At 70.3% G+C, this 16,689-nt stretch carries 16 protein-coding genes and 1 pseudogene; 13 read left to right on the top strand and 4 right to left on the bottom strand.

The genetic code is table 11. From position 1 onward, the window contains the following. The first annotated feature begins 276 nt into the window (after positions 1 to 276). A complete protein-coding gene (locus tag AV521_RS42830; protein ID WP_076097097.1) occupies positions 277 to 1,461 on the top strand; it encodes an MFS transporter in 1,185 nt (394 codons plus the stop codon). Positions 1,462 to 1,547: 86 nt separating this feature from the next. On the opposite strand, the gene AV521_RS42825 is transcribed toward AV521_RS42830, so the two are convergent. Beyond that, positions 1,548 to 2,555, bottom strand: coding sequence for an LAETG motif-containing sortase-dependent surface protein (locus tag AV521_RS42825; RefSeq protein WP_076097094.1), 1,008 nt, complete (start codon positions 2,553 to 2,555; stop codon positions 1,548 to 1,550). A gap of 541 nt (positions 2,556 to 3,096) precedes the next feature. Between AV521_RS42825 and AV521_RS42820 the strand changes: the two genes are divergently transcribed. After that, a complete protein-coding gene (locus AV521_RS42820; RefSeq protein WP_076097092.1) occupies positions 3,097 to 4,317 on the top strand; it encodes a S53 family peptidase in 1,221 nt (406 codons plus the stop codon). Positions 4,318 to 4,484: 167 nt separating this feature from the next. Here the strand turns inward: AV521_RS42820 and AV521_RS42815 are convergent, their stop codons facing one another. Further along, positions 4,485 to 5,354, bottom strand: coding sequence for a hypothetical protein (locus tag AV521_RS42815; RefSeq protein WP_076097089.1), 870 nt, complete (start codon positions 5,352 to 5,354; stop codon positions 4,485 to 4,487). 476 nt (positions 5,355 to 5,830) lie between these two features. On the opposite strand from AV521_RS42815, the gene AV521_RS42810 reads away from it, so the two are divergent. The 6 genes from AV521_RS42810 (at position 5,831) to AV521_RS42790 (ending at position 9,425) form a co-directional block, all read left to right on the top strand. Next, a complete protein-coding gene (locus AV521_RS42810; RefSeq protein ID WP_143658748.1) occupies positions 5,831 to 6,349 on the top strand; it encodes a hypothetical protein in 519 nt (172 codons plus the stop codon). A 91-nt stretch (positions 6,350 to 6,440) separates the two neighbouring features. Then, positions 6,441 to 6,842: a hypothetical protein gene (locus AV521_RS42805; protein WP_076097084.1), complete on the top strand. Its 402-nt coding sequence runs from the start codon at positions 6,441 to 6,443 to the stop codon at positions 6,840 to 6,842. Positions 6,843 to 7,113: 271 nt separating this feature from the next. Next, positions 7,114 to 7,458, top strand: a complete 345-nt coding sequence (locus AV521_RS51890; protein ID WP_256725949.1) for a hypothetical protein — start codon at positions 7,114 to 7,116, stop codon at positions 7,456 to 7,458. Next, the gene (locus tag AV521_RS51885) at positions 7,455 to 7,745 is read left to right on the top strand and encodes a hypothetical protein (RefSeq protein ID WP_256725948.1); all 291 of its coding nucleotides are present in this window, start codon (positions 7,455 to 7,457) and stop codon (positions 7,743 to 7,745) included. The genes AV521_RS51890 and AV521_RS51885 overlap by 4 nt, the downstream gene beginning before the upstream one ends. 451 nt (positions 7,746 to 8,196) lie before the next feature. Continuing rightward, entirely contained in the window at positions 8,197 to 8,940 is a 744-nt protein-coding gene (locus AV521_RS42795; protein WP_079249691.1) for a polysaccharide deacetylase family protein, read from the top strand. Between the two features lie 200 nt (positions 8,941 to 9,140). Continuing rightward, a complete protein-coding gene (locus AV521_RS42790; protein ID WP_256725947.1) occupies positions 9,141 to 9,425 on the top strand; it encodes a zinc-binding dehydrogenase in 285 nt (94 codons plus the stop codon). 165 nt (positions 9,426 to 9,590) lie between these two features. On the opposite strand, the gene AV521_RS42785 is transcribed toward AV521_RS42790, so the two are convergent. Further along, positions 9,591 to 10,850 (bottom strand): SpoIIE family protein phosphatase, encoded by a 1,260-nt coding sequence (locus AV521_RS42785; RefSeq protein ID WP_107481178.1) that lies wholly within the window; start codon positions 10,848 to 10,850, stop codon positions 9,591 to 9,593. Between the two features lie 310 nt (positions 10,851 to 11,160). Between AV521_RS42785 and AV521_RS53075 the strand changes: the two genes are divergently transcribed. Both AV521_RS53075 and AV521_RS52450 read left to right on the top strand, forming a co-directional pair. Beyond that, positions 11,161 to 12,006: a DUF4142 domain-containing protein gene (locus AV521_RS53075; RefSeq protein WP_079249689.1), complete on the top strand. Its 846-nt coding sequence runs from the start codon at positions 11,161 to 11,163 to the stop codon at positions 12,004 to 12,006. After that, positions 12,005 to 12,154 (top strand): annotated as a pseudogene (locus AV521_RS52450) (IS1380 family transposase); the annotation flags it as partial. The gene AV521_RS53075 and the pseudogene AV521_RS52450, both read left to right, overlap by 2 nt. Positions 12,155 to 12,929: 775 nt before the next feature. On the opposite strand, the gene AV521_RS42770 reads toward AV521_RS52450, so the two are convergent. Then, complete coding sequence (locus AV521_RS42770; protein ID WP_076097071.1) at positions 12,930 to 13,268, bottom strand: DUF1801 domain-containing protein; 339 nt, start codon at positions 13,266 to 13,268, stop codon at positions 12,930 to 12,932. A 175-nt stretch (positions 13,269 to 13,443) separates the two neighbouring features. Between AV521_RS42770 and AV521_RS42765 the strand changes: the two genes are divergently transcribed. Genes AV521_RS42765 through AV521_RS42755 form a run of 3 tightly spaced genes read left to right on the top strand, consistent with a single transcriptional unit; the run spans position 13,444 to position 16,669 of the window. Beyond that, a complete protein-coding gene (locus AV521_RS42765; RefSeq protein WP_076097069.1) occupies positions 13,444 to 14,097 on the top strand; it encodes a response regulator transcription factor in 654 nt (217 codons plus the stop codon). Further along, positions 14,088 to 15,356 (top strand): sensor histidine kinase KdpD, encoded by a 1,269-nt coding sequence (locus tag AV521_RS42760; RefSeq protein WP_076097067.1) that lies wholly within the window; start codon positions 14,088 to 14,090, stop codon positions 15,354 to 15,356. The genes AV521_RS42765 and AV521_RS42760 overlap by 10 nt, the downstream gene beginning before the upstream one ends. A 38-nt stretch (positions 15,357 to 15,394) precedes the next feature. Continuing rightward, entirely contained in the window at positions 15,395 to 16,669 is a 1,275-nt protein-coding gene (locus tag AV521_RS42755; protein WP_076097066.1) for a hypothetical protein, read from the top strand. Positions 16,670 to 16,689: the final 20 nt, after the last annotated feature.

Below are 16,689 nucleotides of genomic sequence, written 5' to 3'. Positions count from 1 at the left end.
TGCCTTCATGCGCATATGCGCGACGGCCGGGGCCGCTTCGTCGTACGCGCGGTTGCTGCTCGGCGCCGGGTTGTCCGCGTGGCGGGGACAAGCTCGGCGTTCTCGTGCAGGACGCCGCGGCCGGTGGAGGATGGGGCGAGGTTCTTCGCCGCCGCCCATGGCGTCATGAGTGTGGTGGCCGGTCGGGGACGGTGTTCGTCGGGGTGTCGTCGCGGAGGCGTTGTGGGCGTGAATCGGCCGGTGTCCGAGTCGGGGGCAGCTGACCGGACCGGGCGGATGGGGCCGTGGCGGTTCGTGCTGTGGTTCGGCACGGTCAGTCTGCTCGCGGACGTCGTGTACGAGGGCGCCCGCTCGATCACCGGGCCCCTGCTGGCCTCACTGGGCGCGTCCTCGCTGGTCGTCGGGGTGGTCACCGGTGCCGGTGAGGCGGCGGCGCTCGGGCTGCGGCTGGTCTCCGGCCCGCTGGCGGACCGGACCCGCCGCTTCTGGGGCCTGGCGATCGCCGGGTACGCCCTCACGGTCGTCTCGGTGCCGCTGCTGGGCGTGGCCGGAGTGCTGTGGGCCGTGTGCGTGCTGGTGATCGCCGAGCGCGTCGGCAAGGCGGTGCGCTCGCCCGCGAAGGACACCCTGCTCTCGCACGCCACCGCCGCGACCGGGCGGGGCCGCGGCTTCGCCGTCCATGAGGCGCTGGACCAGATCGGCGCCATCGCCGGCCCGCTGCTGGTGGCGGGCGTGCTCGCGCTCACCGGGAACGACTACGGTCCCGCCCTCGGCGTCCTCGCCGCCCCCGGCGTCGTCGTACTGCTGCTGCTCTTGTGGCTGCGGGCACGAGTGCCGGACCCGGAGGCCTACGAACGCGAGGCGCGGGCCTCGGCACCCACGGCGCCGGAAACCCGGGACGGGCGGCTGCCGAGGGCGTTCTGGACGTACGCCGCCTTCACCGCGGCCACCACGACCGGGTTCGCGACCTTCGGCGTGCTCTCCTACCACCTGGTTCAGCGCCACCTGCTGACCGCCGCGTGGGTGCCGGTGCTGTACGCGGCGGCGATGGCCGTGGACGCCGTCGCGGCGCTGGCCACGGGCTGGCTCTACGACCGGCACGGCCCGCGCGTGCTCCTCGCGCTGCCGGTGCTGACCGCGGGCGTGGTGGCCCTGGCGTTCACGAACACGGTCGCGATCGCCGTGGCCGGGTCGCTGGTGTGGGGCGCGGCCATGGGCATCCAGGAGTCCACCCTGCGCGCCACCGTCGCCGACCTGGTGCCCAGCGGGCGGCGGGCGACCGCGTACGGACTGTTCGCGGGCGTGGTCGGCGCGGCGAGCCTGGCCGGCGGCGCGCTGACCGGCGGGCTGTACGGCTACTCGGTCCCCGTGCTGATCACGGTGGTCGTCGCCATCCAGGTACTGGCCGTGGTGCTGCTGGCCCTCACGGGAGTCGACCGGCCGGGAGCCGATCGGCGCTGAGAGCGCGACCTGCCCCTGCCACGCGAAGAGGCCCGCATCCGTGTCCGGATGCGGGCCCTCGGCTCGTTCGCGGCCTGCTGGCGGCGTCAGGCCGCGGCGCCGCCCGACTTGCGGCGACGCACGACGAGCACCGCGCCGGCGCCGACCACCACGGCCGCGCCACCGATACCGGCGATCAGCGGGAGCGCGGAGGAGGCGCCGGTGTGGGCCAGCGAGCCCGCCGCGTTCGTGTCCGAGACCGGGACGACGTGGGAGGTGCCCTTCTTGGCCGGCGCCTTGGACGGCAGCGGGGCCTTGCCGCCGGTCTGCGGGACCGGGTTGGAGCCGGTGGTCGGGGTGCCCGGCTTGACGATGTCGATCTTGTAGGCGGCGAAGCCCGTCGCCACGCAGTTGTTCTTCGTGTCCGGGTAGACGCCCAGACCGATGGTGAGGGCCTTGCCCACCGGGGCCTTGGCCGTGACGTTCAGCCGGAAGCTGAGGTCGACCGCGGTCCTGCCGGGCAGGTCACCCGGGCCCAGGGAGCCGAGGGCGTACGTGCCGTCGTCCGTCACGTTGAACCACTGCTTCGCGTCCGGGTCGTACGCCTGGAGCGCCACCTGCTTGAGTGTGAACGGGTTGTCGCCGTCCAGCGGACCGACACCCGCGGCGAGCGTGATGTCCTTGATGGCGTCCTTCGACGGGTTGGTCACCGTCATCTTGAACGGGTGCCAGCCGCTGCCCTTCACGATCTTGCCGGGCAGGCCGCTCAGCGCGATCCGGAGCGTGGCCTTGTAGTGCGGGTTCTGGGCCTCGCAGAAGCCGAGATCGGTGGGCTGCGCGGTCGGCGTCGGGATGGCGCTCGGCACGGCCGAGGCGGAGTCAGCCGCGGCCGGGGCTCCGGTGGAGGCGGTCGCGCTCGTGGTGGCGGCCGTGTCGCCGGCGGAGGAAGTGCCTGTGGGGGCCTCGGAGGAGGCCGCGGCGGAGGCGGTCGCGCTGGTGGTGGGAGTGGCCGAGGCCGAGCTGTCATCGGCGTAGGCCACGGTTGCCGTCGTCAGCGCGGCGGGGGCGACAGCGGCGGTCGTGGCGACCGCCACAAGGGCACGGCGAAGCTTCATGAGACCTCTTCTGGGCAACAAAAGAAAACCAAGAGGCCGTAGCGGTGGTGGGGGCACGCGGTGCGGCAGGCGCTGATCTTAAGGCGGCTCGAAGGGAACCCACAGGCGCCCCTGCCGGCGGATGGATCAAGCCACGTCCCGGCCGGTGACCGCAGACCGTGGCGAAAGGTGCAGTTGCTCTCGGCTCCGCGATTTCTCCGTGAGGAACGTCACGTGCGCTCCGGGTCCGGGCTGCTGAACCGGCTGCCGGGCACGGCTCAAAAGGCTTGCTCCGGAGCGGGGTTACCGACCACTCCCGGCCGAACGGTCACCTGTGCCGGTCAAGAAATGGGAGGGTCGAATTTCGGCCATGGCTCGCCCAGGGAAGGCACATGAACATCCCAGGAAAGGCAAAGGAACGTTCCCACTTCAACGTCCACCTTGTTGTCGTGCCCCCGACATCCGTACGTTCTGCGCGGCCCCGGCGTACACCCCGCGCCGAGGCCGTACCGCGCACCCCCCACAGCCCTTCCCGGTACACCCACCATGTGGAGGACCTACGTTGCGCAGAACCGTTTCCCTCGCCGCCGTGGCCACGTTCGCCACGACCGCCCTCGCGCTGGCCGCCCCCGTCGGCCAGGCAGCCCAGGCCACCGCCTCCCCGTCCCACGGGGTCTCCGTCGCCCGCGCCTGCGCGGCTCCGACGAAGAAGGACGTGATGGCCTGCAACGCCCTTCAGGTCACCGCGGGCACCCCCGCCTCGGCGCACGCCGAGAGCACTCTGACGGCCGCCGCCGCGCCCGCCGGCTACGGCCCCGCCTCGCTCCAGTCGGCGTACAACCTGCCGTCCACGAGCGGCGGTTCGGGCCAGACCGTGGCGATCGTCGACGCCTACGACGACCCGAACGCCGAGTCCGACCTCGCCGTCTACCGCTCCCAGTACGGCCTGTCCGCCTGCACCACGGCGAACGGCTGCTTCAAGAAGGTGAACCAGAGCGGCGGCACCAAGTACCCGCGCGCCAACTCCGGCTGGGGCGAGGAGATCTCCCTCGACCTCGACATGGTCAGCGCGGCCTGCCCGAACTGCAAGATCCTGCTGGTGGAGGCCAGTTCGGCGAGCATGACCAACCTGGGCACGGGCGTGAACACCGCCGTCAGCCTGGGCGCGAGGTTCGTCTCCAACAGCTACGGCGGCTCCGAGTCCTCCAGCGACGCGTCGTACGACTCCACCTACTTCAACCACCCGGGCGTCGCCATCACCGTCTCCTCCGGAGACGGCGGCTACGGCGTCGAGTACCCGGCGTCCTCCACGTATGTGACGGCGGTGGGCGGCACGTCCCTGAAGACGGCGTCCAACGCGCGCGGCTGGACCGACACGGTGTGGAGCGGTGCGGGCTCCGGCTGCTCCGCGTACGACGCCAAGCCCAGCTGGCAGAAGGACTCCGGCTGCGCGAACCGCACGGTCGCGGACGTCTCGGCGGTCGCCGACCCCAACACCGGTGTCGCGGTGTACGACACCTACGGCCAGGGCAGCGGCTGGATGGTCTTCGGCGGCACCAGCGCCTCCTCCCCGCTGATCGCGGCGACCTACGCGCTGGGCGGCACCCCGTCCGCCGGCTCCTCCCCGTCGTCCTTCCCGTACGCCCACACCTCGGCGCTGAACGACGTCACCAGCGGCTCCAACGGCAGCTGCGGAGGCTCCTACCTCTGCACCGGCACCACTGGCTACGACGGCCCGTCCGGGCTCGGCACACCGAACGGCACGGCCGCTTTCACCGGCTGAACCGCCCGCCGGCTCATGTGAGTTGAGCCGGCAGGCCGTGTGTGCCGCGCGCAGGACCGCCGCCTTGTCGCGGCACTCCTGGTCCTCCGCCACCGGGCCGGAGCCGGCGACCATGCCGGCTCCGGCCTCGGCTCGCGCGCTCTCCTGCGGCCGGGAGGGGATCGGGCTCAGGCGGTGCCGGTCCGGTTGCCGCCGGTCACCGAGTGGAGAGTGAAGGAGTCCGACGCGTCGGGGACGGACAGATCGACCGAGACGCCGTAGTCGGAGAAGTAGGCGGTCGAGGTGACCTCGGCGGCGTCCGTCTGCATCCGCTCCTGCGTCTTCACCGGCAGGTTCTCGCTGTTGACCCAGATGTCGACGTGGTCGTCCGCAGCTCCTGATGCCACGAGTCGCTCCTTGAGGAACTTCACGTCGTCGGGCGTCAGACCCTGCTTGCTCGCGATCAGCTGGGCCACGTCCAGCGTGCCCGTGTAGTGGGTGGCGCTCACCCCGCGCACCGTCTCCGGGCCCACCTTGCGCAGATCCCCACTGGAGATCAGCATCCGTACGGCCAGGGCGGGGTTCGCCTGCTTCAGCTGGTCGGTGGAGGCCTTGCCCGCGGCACCTTGCGCGGCGAGAAGCGCGAGCGGCTCCTTGACCCAGTGCTTGCCGCCCATCCTGGCCACCTTCTGGGCGGGCACCTTCACGTACAAGGCGTCGCTGCGGAGCTTCATCTGCATCGCAGGGACCGGCGTCGGAGTGTCGGCCTTCACCGACACGGTGACGTTGCCCTGCAGACCGTGGGCCCAGTCGTGGTCTCCGACGAGGTGCATCTGGCGCAGAGTGCCCGTCGTGACGGTCTGGTCGATCCTGGCCGAGTGGACCTTGGCCGTGGCGTCCTCCACCTTGAGCAGGTAGGCGACCGGTGAGACAGCGACCGCTGTCGGCTTGGCGGACGCGTGGTGGCCCGTCACGGACGTGGGTGTGCCGCCGCAGGCGGAGACCGAGCCCAGAGCCGCCGTGGCGGCCGTGACCGCAAGAACCGTACGGAATCGCATGCCAGGCATGGCACGGCCCCCGTTTTCTGTTGTCCGATGACTCGGATGTTCGAATAGTGGGCGCAGAGTAGCGTACGGAACCGGCCATGCCGACTGCAGGGTTGGCCGAACTGGACGCCGTCGGGGTTCCCGAGCACGGCCCAGGTGCGGCGGGAGCGGATGAACGTGGCACTGCCGAGGGACATGGAGACCGCAGGCCCGCGGGGCGCGCCAGCACCGACCCGGGCGGACGACATGGCGTGCCGCACGGGAAGGGGCGAGGCAGCTGAAGGCCGGCTCTTTCGGTTCCCTCATTTTCCGCGCACCGTAACCCACGTTCTCGCATAGCGCGAGTCCTCGGGAATCCCGTGGCCATCTGGCGCATGATCGAAGTGCGATCGGCTTTGCAGGCATCGACGATGGCGTTGAAGGGCGGAGCGCAGAGCTCGTGACAGCCGAGTGCTCCGCCGAGTCATGCGTCAAAGAAAGAGAGAGCCATGACGGCAACGACGGAGACCCCCACTCGAGAAAAGGTCGGAGTAGGCCAGGAAGAGCTGGGCGAGGAATCCGCCTTCGGACCGCTCCTGCTGGCTGCGATGCTGTCGCGTCGTGAGGAGCGTGGCGAGGAGTCGATCATCGAGCACCCCCTCCTGCTCGCCGCGCTCGCGCGCCGCCGTGAGGAGGGCGGTGAGCAGTCGGTCATCGAGCATCCGCTTCTGCTGGCCGCGCTGATGCGCCGCCGCCGCGAGGAGCGTGGTGAGGAGTCGATCATCGAGCATCCATTCCTGCTGGCTGCGCTGATGCGCCGCCGTCGTGAGGAGCGTGGTGAGGAGTCGATCATCGAGAACCCCCTCCTGCTGGCCGCGCTGATGCGCCGCCGTCGTGAGGAGGGCGGTGAGCAGTCGGTCATCGAGCATCCGCTTCTGCTGGCCGCGCTGATGCGCCGCCGTCGTGAGGAGCGCGGCGAGTCGATCATCGAGAACCCCCTCCTGCTGGCTGCGCTGATGCGCCGCTGAAAGGGGATGTCGCCCCCTGCCCCCCGATCCTTGCAGTCGCCGGAATCGGGGGGCAGCTTCCATAAGGAAATCGAGGACATGAGGAACGACAATGGCAGCTGAGCCCGGCGGACAATCGGAACGGGATCCCTTGGAGAGCTTCATCGACGAGATCTTCGATGAAATGGTGCGTGATGCCGGAATCCCCCATATCGGCATTGGCGTCAAGCAAGGAAAGGACCCGCTGGCGGGAGCCCTGATGGAAGCGGCCGTGGCGTCTCTGTCCAAGCCGCCCTCCCGTTCCTCGGAACTGGAAAGGGTGCTCTTCGCGCAGACTCTCGCGACCGCACTGGCAGACGCTCTCGCGCCCGCTCTGGCGGATGTGCTGGCCTCGGAGATCATGAAGGTACTGACCCACCATGCGGACTCTCAGCGAGACCCCGCTCATGAATCCGTCGGTGGGACCGGCCGCGGTCGCCGCCCTTCCGGGGGCGGCGAGCGTTCCCAGCCTTGAAGCCATGTGCGCACGCCGGGAGTTCGGCACTCCGGCGATGGGCAACAAGGAACCCCCGGGTCTCTGACTCGGGGGTTTCGCATGGAGCGGGTGACGAGAGCGGAGGCGGAACGCGCGCGGCGCATGCGGGAGTGGGCGGTGGGACATCGACTCGACGTCCTGCCGGGCGTATCGGCACGCGGCCGGTTCCAGGGGACAAGCCGCGGCAACCTCCCAGGCACCCGGCGGTCACTGAGGGGGTACGCGAACCGTTCTCCCGGAAGGATCCCCGATGCAACACCGTCGACCGCGGCTGTCCGAGAAGGCGAAGACGCCGGCGGCGGCCGGCACGGCCGTGCTGGTGGCTGCCGCCGGCGTCACCGTCGCCCAGGCGGGTGAGACGAGCAAGAAGTGCGCGGCCTTCGACACGATCACTCTCGGCAAGTACTACGTGAACAACAACCTCTGGGGCCAGGACAAAGGTGTCGGCACCCAGTGCGTCTGGGCCAACAGCGCCAAGGGCAAGGACTCCGACGTGAAGTCGTATGCCGGCAGCCTCGTGGGCCGGCACTGGGGCCGGAAGGTCGACAAGGCGGCGACCGGGCTGCCCTCCGGATCGGCGACCACAAGCCGGTGAGGACCACCTGGAAGTTCTCGCTGCCCTCCAACCCGGGCACCATGGACGTGGCCTACGACCTGTGGCTGCACACCAAGAACACCGCGGACCGGCAGGACCGGCCCACCGACGAGATCATGGTCTGGCTCGACCGCCAGGGCGGGGCCGGTCCCCTCGGCACCAAGTACGGCAGCGTGAGCCTGGACGGCGCCATGTGGGACAACGTCTCCGGCATCGAAGCGGGCACCGAGGTCTTCAAGGGCACGGACCGACTCGACACCACGGCGTACTCGGTCGACATCGGCTGATCGCTGTTTCGCGGGTGGCTGCGTGAGAACCGGTGACCTCGCCCCGCATCGGATACCGACGATCGAGTAGCACCGGTCAGCAGCGTACGTCCACAGGATCGCCCATGCGCTCGTCCGGCCGTTGACCGAGGAGGGCCACTCGCCGCCGGGCAGCGGACAGCCCCGGCGGACAGGGACCAACATCAGCTGCTCACGCCCGCCGTGCGAGCCCCCATGCGCCGAGCCCCGGACGTTCCCTGTGGAGGTACGGCCACGGGCGCCCCCGCAGGGAAAGAGCCGCCTCATGTTGACGAAGCGTAACCACCCTGAAGCGTGGAGTCACCATCGGCCGGTAGTGACAAAAGCCGCAAATGTCGGCTAATGCTTCGCTTTGGTCCGGCATTGGGTCATCGTCGTGGGGTCCCGTCGTCGCCATCCCGAGATGGCCAGCAATGCCAGGAGCAAGTACAGGATGCCGAACCCGAAGTCCGTCCGTCTGCTGCGCCGTGCGGCTCTCGGCTGCATGGTGACCGTCTCGTTCGCCCTGGCCGGGGTCGGTACGAGCGCAAGTGCCGCATCCGACGTCAGCGCGCAGGCCGCCCCTGCCGGCTCCCCCAGCGCTTCGATCGCCTACAGCGCGGCCACGGGCGGCCGGACCGTTGCACTCACCTTCGACGACGGCCCAGGGCCGGCCACCGGCCAGATCCTGGACCTGCTCGCGCAGTATCACGCGCAGGCGACCTTCTGCCAGATCGGCACACAGGCCGCCGCAAACCCCGCCCTGGTCAAGCGCGTCATCGCCGACGGCCACCGGCTGTGCGACCACACCGTGGACCACCCCCAGCCGATGCGCACCCTCCCGCACGACAAGCAGGTCCACGAGATCACCGCAGCCAAGGACATGATCAGCAAGGCCGGCGGGCCTGGCACCCAGATCAGGTGGTTCCGTGCCCCCGGCGGCGACTTCAGCCCCGAAAACCGCCAGATAGCCGAGCAGGACGGTCTGCGCCCGCTGGGCTGGACCGTCGACACCCGTGACTGGGCGCACCCCGGTGCCGCCTCGATCCTTGCCACCGCGAAACGGGAACTGCGTCCCGGCGGCATCATCCTCATGCACGACGGCGGCGGCAACCGCAGCGAAACCGTGGCAGCCCTGCGCGAACTGCTCCCCTGGCTGACCCAGCAGGGCTACAGGTTCAGCCTCCCAGCCTGCTGACGCGGCGTACGTGTTCACTCGGCGCGCGGCTACCGTCCCCCTGGAGTCCACGGCGAGCTTGGTGTCGGCGTCGTAGAAGTCGGCGTCGGTGGCCTCGATGGCCGGTGGCGGGAAGTGGGTTCCCCGCGCTGCGGGCGAGGGGAATGCCGCGTCCTGTGGCGCGGCCGGTGCCAGAGGGCCTGAACGTGGCGCGGTCAGGTGTGCAGAGAGCGCAGAAACCGCTCGACAAGCCGTCGGTTCTCCCTCGGCCGGCTCGACGGCCCAGCGCAGTACGCCGTCGTGCGAAGGCCGGGGAACCGGGCATCCGCTTCGCGGATGTCACCGTCGCCCCGGACGCCGCGGACCCGGCCCAGCTGGTCGCGCTCGCGGCCCGCGGACAGGTGCGTGCGGCGGTCGAGCAGACACTGCCGCTCGCCGGCATGGCCAAGGCGCAGGAGCTGAGCGAGGCGGGTCGGGTGAAGGGGAAGATCGTGCTGCTCCCCTGATGCGAACTATGGCTCCGCATGGGCCACTTCGCGTGCGAGACAGCCACTGGCGACCCGGGTCACGGAAAAATGTGTCTCGCCGTTCGAGTGGGCACGCCGCACGCTTTTCGCGAGCGGGGGAAGACGTTGAAGGCTGCACGCTCACCGACGGCCGCTTCGGCCCGATCAGTACGGCCGGGTCGTTCGGTCCAGGCGGACGACGACCATCGCGATGTCGTCGTTGGCCCCGCTGGCGAGGCCGAGGCGGGCGAGGAGGGCGTCGGCGAGGTGTTCTGCGCCGAACTCGGCGCAGGTGGCGAGCGTCGAGGTCAGGCGGGTCAGACCGACGTCGATGTCTTCACCGCGGCGTTCGATCAGTCCGTCGGTGTAGAGGATGAGGGTGTCGCCAGGAGCGTAGGTCGCGTTGGCCTGGGGGCGGGGAATGTGTTCGGGGCGGGCGCCCAGCGGCGGATCGGTGGCCTGGTCGAGCAGCTCGCAGGAGCCGTCCGGATGCAGCAGGACGGGCGGCGGGTGACCGGCGCTGCTGTAGATGAGCAAATGGCTGTGGCAGTCGACCAGGACCTGGACGGCGGTGGCGGCCAGTGCTCCCTCGACCGAGCGGGCGTACAGCCCCAGGACTTCCAGTGCCTGGGCGGGGCCGTGGACGGTGCGCGTGGCGGCGCTCAGTGCGCTGCGGAGCCTGCCCATGACGGTCGCGGCCGTCAGCCCGTGGCCGACCACATCACCGACCGTGACGGTGAAGCGGTCCGCAGGCAGGTCGACCGCGTCGTACCAGTCGCCGCACACGTTCAGTGACCCGGTCGCGGGCAGGTAGCGCACGGCGATATTCGGGTGCCGGGCCAGGTCCGGGGAGTGGAGCATGGCTTCTTGCAGGGCGACGGCGATGCGCCGTTCACGGGCGTGGGCCTGTCGCAGCTCCTCGTTCAGCTGCTGCAGTTGCCGCGCCCGGGCGTACAGCTCGGCTTCCATGGCCGCTTCCCGGCCGGGGCTGACCGACGGCAGGTGCGCCGTGCGGCGGGCGCGGACGACGTCGGTCATGTCCTCGGACCGATGGATGATCCAGGCGACCTTTCCGTCCGGGCCGAGGAGAGGCACGTTGATCGCGGTCCACCACCGCTCCTTGAACACGTCGGGGTTGCCGGCGACCGGGATGTCGTACTTCTGCAGCCCCATGTGATCCGTCTGGCCGGAGGACAGGACACGGTGCAGTGAGGCTTTCAGCGTCTCCACCCCGTCGGCCTCCGGGTCGGCGGGGTTGGCCGGGAAGGTGTCGAAGAGGTACTGCCCGAGCAGCTCGGCCCGGCTCCGTCCGGTCACCTCGCAGAAGGCCAGGTTGGCATCGGCGATCACCAGGTCCGTGCCGAGCACCAGGCACGGGCTCGGAAGGGCGGCGAACACCCCTGTGTAGTCGATCCCCGGTGTCACACGCATTCCCTGCCAGTCGCTCGCTCTTCAATCTACGTAAGGTCCGGCTCCCGCGCCCGCCGAGCGGCGCCGCGTGACCTGCCCATCGAGGTGGGATCGAATCCTTGCCGGGGTGCGCGGCTCTTTGCCGGGGGTGCTCGGCGCTGCCGCGTAGTGCCGTCAAGCCTGATCAGCGCCACGCGGCTGTGTGCTTGATCCCGCTCAAGTCGCCTCGTGCCGGACCGTCCGCGCACGCATCGCGCACGCACGGAGCACGCGTACTGGCGGCAAAGGCGCAGTTCGCGGCCAGGCCGTCCCGCTCAGGCGGACGATGACGCGGGCGCCGCGGTACCAGGGGCTGACTGCTTCACGCCTTCCGGTGTGCGGGGGATGCGGCGGCCGTCGTTGGCGTGCGTCCGTCCTCGGTCCCGGGTCCGGGACTGGTGGCCCGCTCCACTGTGTCGCGGTCGCGGCGGAGATCGGTGCCGCGGGAGAGGGAGCTGTCGCCCCCGGAGACCTCGGTTGCCGAGCAACTCAACCGGGTGAACCATGGCACAGGTGCGGTTTTCATCCTTCGAGCAATGAGGTTGGGGATTTCCTCGGGCCTGCACGTGCGACCTATGGAGGACTCATGCACACGACTCGATCCCGTGCCCGCTCCGTCGCCGTCTGCGCCGCCACCCTGTGCGTCATGGGTGCCACGTCGCTCCCGGCTCTCGCTTCGTCGTCCTCACCGTCGGCGGTCTCTCCCCTGGACAGGCAGCTCCTGACCGCGGCCCACCAGGGAAATCTGTGGGAGATCACGGTCAGTCAGCAAGCTCAGAGCGCCGCAACCACCGCCTGCGTCAAGCGGGTTGGCGCTGAGTTCATCCGCGACCATCGCACCCTTGATGCCGGTGTCGTCAAGACCGCGGCACAACTCGGCGTCGCTCTGCCGTCCGGACAATCGGCCGCGCAACTGAGGCAAACCGCTGCCCTCAAGGCCCTCGCCGGGACAGCCGCGTACGACGCCGCGTGGCTCAAGGCCCAGTACCCCGCCCACGTGCAGACCCTCGCGCTCATCGACAAGGAGATCGCCTCGGGTACGAGCCCGCTCGTGAAGTCCCTGGCCAAGAGCGCCCGCCCGGTGGTCGCACGCCACACCCAGATGGTCAACCGCGGCATGTGCCACGCGTGACGCCCGCCGGCTCACGGGCCTGGACGCGGCGACATCACAGGCGTTGGCGCCATGGCGGAAGGCCCGTACGGTGCACGATCCGGGCAAGGTCCTGCTGGATCTCGCGCTCGCGGTGGCCCTGGACGAAGACTGCCTCGCCGACGTATCCCGTGATGTCCGGCGGACGCAGCTCGGCCGTGGCGCGCTACTGAGGCTTGCGGATGGCCTGGACTTGCCTGCCTCGGCTGCGCGGCCCGCGCCCGAGAGGGGGTCCCGGCGCGCCGCCGAACTCCGAGTGGCGCGGGCAGGCCGATGCCGAACCCCCGGACCGTCCGGTGATGGTCCGGTATGTCCGGGTTTGTGGACGTGTTCAGCGCGTGCGGGCGGATGCCGAGGCGCTGCACTGCTGCGTGCGTTGGTGATGTCCGTCAGCAGTGGGCCGGAAAAGCCGACGCAGGAGGGATCCGGGACTTCGGCGAGCATGGGTGTCTCGGTGGGCTGGACGCGGCTGTCGCTCGGCAGGCTGCTGGGGGCTGGGAGCGAGGTGAGGTCCGCGATCGTGGTGGACGTGGACGTTCGAGAAGGGCGGGTTGGCGGTGACGCTCCCGTGTTCATCGGCCTCGGGGCGTGCGCCGTGCCGTGAGCCGGCGTCCGTGGTGGTGACCTTCACGAAGGCGGTGGTCACTGCTACGGCGATCGTGATCGGGTACTTCCACCATTTGCGCTGCAGGGGGTGTCTCCAAGGACCTCATGGTCCGCGCCGGCCAGTCCTCGGAGCGGGCCCGCCGATCTACCAGCACGCCACGGTGAAGCACCAGCGCAAGCCGGCGCGGGGCATCGATGCCGCCAACGGACGTCACCGCACACTCAACCGCGAGGGCGGAACGCGGTCGGGCCGTCCAGGGGCCGCCTGGCTGTGCCTGCGTGTGCGGCCGGGTTTCCGGTCAGGCCTTCAGCGCGGCACGGATGAGAGCGCGCAGTTCGTCGTCAGTGACGGCCGCCATGTCCGTGGACCGCAGCCGAATGGTGGCCTTTCCGCTGATGAGCGCGGGATGGCGGGAGCTGAAGCCACCATCGCGGTCTGTTCCCCACCCGTAGATCGAGACGCCGTGCTGCCAGACACCGATGTGCAGCCTGCGCTGTCCGACCCGGTAGGTGGGCATTCCGTACGACAGTGCCACGCTCGCCTGCGGGAATTCCTCCAGGACCAGCCCACTCACCCGGTCGAAGAGTAAACGGTGAGCTGGCGCGATGGCGTCGATGTACTCCTGCACAGAGTCCATGCGACCCATTGTGGTCCTCCCACGAACCCCTGCCGCTGCGGCTCGGCCCCTTACGCCCGACCGTCGCGGCTTCATGGCAGGGCAGGGGTGTGCGGCACCAGCGGCCCGCTCTCGACCGTCAGGCGGCTGATCAGGGCAGATGGAGAACTGGGACGGGAGTATCTAGGGTCAGCACGTGGCTTTCATCATGGTGTGCGAAGACGACGCGGCGGTCCGCGGCGTCCTCAAGCGCGCCCTGGAGCACGACGGCCACACCGTCTCCGTCGCCGCCACGGCCGACAGCCTGCTGCGGCAGCTCGCACCGGCGCCCCATCTGGTCGTCCTGGATCTCGGGCTCCCGGACGCCGACGGCCGCGACGTCTGCCTCGCCCTGCGGGCTCGCGGCGTCGACGCGCCGGTGTTGATGCTCACCGCCTTGGACGGCCTGCATCACAAGGTGGGCGGTTTCGAGGCCGGCGCCGACGACTACCTGACCAAACCCTTCGACATCCCGGAACTGCTGGTCCGCGTCCGAGCGCTGCTGCGCCGGGTCACCGTCGCGCCCGCGCCGCGCGAGGTCGTCCTCGATCCGGCGAAGCACGTGGTGACCTACGCTTCGGTGAGCATGAGCCTGACCCCGACCGAGTTCCGGCTACTGGGCCGCCTGATCGCCTCGCAGGGCGACGCGGTACGCCGGCACGCCCTCATCGCTGCCGGCTGGCCGCACGGAGCGCAGGTCAGCGACAACACCCTCGACTCCTTCGTGCGCCGGCTGCGGACCAAGCTCGGTCCGCTGGGGGTGGCCGAGCGTCTGGCGACCGTCCGCGGCGTGGGCTACCGATGGCAGTGACGGGATTCCGCAGGAGGGTCGTCGCGCTCACTGTGCTGATCGCCACCGCCGTGGTCGCGATACTGGTCGTGGTCTCGCACGTGCTGCTGAGCGGGGTGACGGACGCCGACGCGCGCGATCTGGCGCGTACCCGCGCCGAGGCGGTCGCGGCGAACGTCACCGCCGTGGGCGGCCGTGTCGTACTGACGGAGAACAGCAGCGAAGCGCTGGACGAGGTCGCCTGGGTCTACGCCGACGGCCGCCTGATCGACGGGAACGTACCGGCAGGCGTGGTCGAGCGCGTCGAGGCGCTGGCAGGCGCACAGCGATCGCAGACCGCCGCCGTCGACAACTACCTCCTGTACGCGCGGAAGGTCCCGATCGACGGCCACCACGTCATGGTGATCGTCCGGGTGGACCTCACGCCCTACGAGACATCCGAACAGCACAGCCTGACGTTGTCGCTGATACTGGGCGGCCTCACGATCCTCCTCGCCGGCGGTGTCGCGCACCTCGTGGTGCGCCGCGCGCTGCGGGTCGTGCACGAGATGGCCGCCCTCGCCGACGACTGGGGCCATCACGAACCCGGGCGCCGCTTCAACCTCGGAGTCCCCCGCGACGAGTTCGGGGAACTGGGGCGGACCCTGGACCACCTCCTGGAGCGCGTCGACAACGCGCTGGCGGACGAGCGCCGGCTCACCGATGAGATCGCCCACGAGCTGCGGACACCGCTCACGGTCCTGCGGGGCGAGGCGCAGCTGGCGCAGCTGTCCGGCGAGCCGGTGCCGCCGGAGGCGGTGCTGAGCGAGGTCGACCGCCTCGATGCGGCGATCACGACGATTCTGCGCGCCGCGCGCGCACGGACGGACACCGGGACCCGGTGCGATCTGCGCTCCGCCGCGCGGCAGGCGATCGCCGGCCGCGCGGTCGAGGTCGCCCTTCCCGCGAAGGCCGAGGTCGCCGTGGCGGCCGAGGTCGCCGTCTCGCTGCTGGCGCCCCTGCTGGAGAACGGCCTGCGGCATGCACGCTCGCGGGTGTGGATCACCGCGCGCATCCAGGGTGAGGCAATCGTGGTCGATGTCCTGGACGACGGCCCCGGGTTCGATCCCGCGGAGGTCGACCGGGTCTTCGAAGCGGGTGTGACCGGCGGCGACGGGTACGGGCTGGGGCTGCCGGTGGTCCGGCGCATCGCCGCCTCGGCCGGTGCGGAGGTCCGCGCGATCGCGGACGGCCGCGGTCACGTCGAGGTGACGCTCCCGGCCGCGCGTGCGGCCACGTAGTCAGGTTGCGTGCAGGTTCCCCGCGTAAACCTCCCTGCATGACAACGACAACGGAGGCACGCACGCGCAGCGGGCGGCTCATGCTCAACAAGGTCCCCGAGGTCACCATCTGGTTCTGGGTGATCAAGGTCCTGTGCACGACGGTGGGTGAGAGCTTCGCCGACTGGATCAACACCCAGCTGGGCGTCGGTCTGGTGAACACGGCCTGGATCTTCACCGGGGTTTTCGTGGTCGTCCTGGCCGTCCAGCTGCGGCTGAAGCGGTACGTCCCCTTCCCCTACTGGCTGACCGTGGTCGTTGTCAGCGTCACGGGCACCTTGTACACCGACATCCTGACCGACCAGCTGAACGTGCCGCTGTGGATCAGTTCCGCGGTCTTCTCGGTGCTGCTCGCGGTGGTCTTCGGCGTGTGGTGGGCGCGTGAGCGCACGCTGTCGATCCACTCGGTCACCACGCTCTCGCGGGAGTCGTTCTACTGGCTGACTGTCCTGGTCACCTTCGCGCTCGGCACCGCGACCGGCGACTGGACTCTGGAGCTGACCGGCTGGAGCCCGGGTGTCTCCGTGTTGCTGCCGCTCGGCCTCATCGCGGCGATCACGGCGCTGTGGAGGTTCGGCGCGAACCCGGTGCTGTCCTTCTGGCTCGCCTACATCCTGACCCGCCCGCTGGGCGCGAACATCGGCGACTGGCTCGCCTCCCCCAAGGTCGCCCAGAACCCGGGCGACCCGACCGGTCTCGCGCTGGGCACGTTCACCACCAGCCTGATCTTCCTCGGCCTGATCCTGGCGACGGTGGTCTACCTGACGGTGACGCGCTCGGATGTGACCGAGACCCACGAGGCGGCCCACGCCGCGCGGGTCGCCGGCGACCCGCGCAAGGAGCGCATCGCGCTTGCCGGCTTCGGACTGCTGGCCGTCGCCACCGCGGGCCTGCTGGTCTGGGCCCACGGCCAGCCGCACGTCGGCCCGGCGCCGGAGACCGACACCACCTCCGCCGTCCAACTGGCTCCCGGCCAGGCGGTGAAGAACTTCCCGCCCGCGAAGGTCGGCGCGCTGCGGACCCTCGCATCCACCTCGCTCAAGGACGCGCGCTCGGGGAACGCGGCCGGGGCCCACGCGGCCGCCCAGTCACTGCGTGACCTGTGGGACGCCGATCAGGCCTCGCTGCAGCCGCTGGACGGAACCGGCTGGACCTCCATCGACGCCCAGATGGACAAAGTACTCAAGACCTTCGGTATCGACCACTCGAACCCGCCGATGTCGCCGGCGCAGCAGGAGAGCGAACTGAACGCCCTCCTGGCGGACCTGGGCTGACAGACCGCACAGCGCCCGGC

The sequence above is a fragment of the Streptomyces sp. IMTB 2501 genome (assembly GCF_001953885.1).
Taxonomy (GTDB): domain Bacteria; phylum Actinomycetota; class Actinomycetes; order Streptomycetales; family Streptomycetaceae; genus Streptomyces.
Note: the sequence above shows the minus strand (reverse complement) of the source record. Positions and strands in the feature narration are given on the sequence as shown.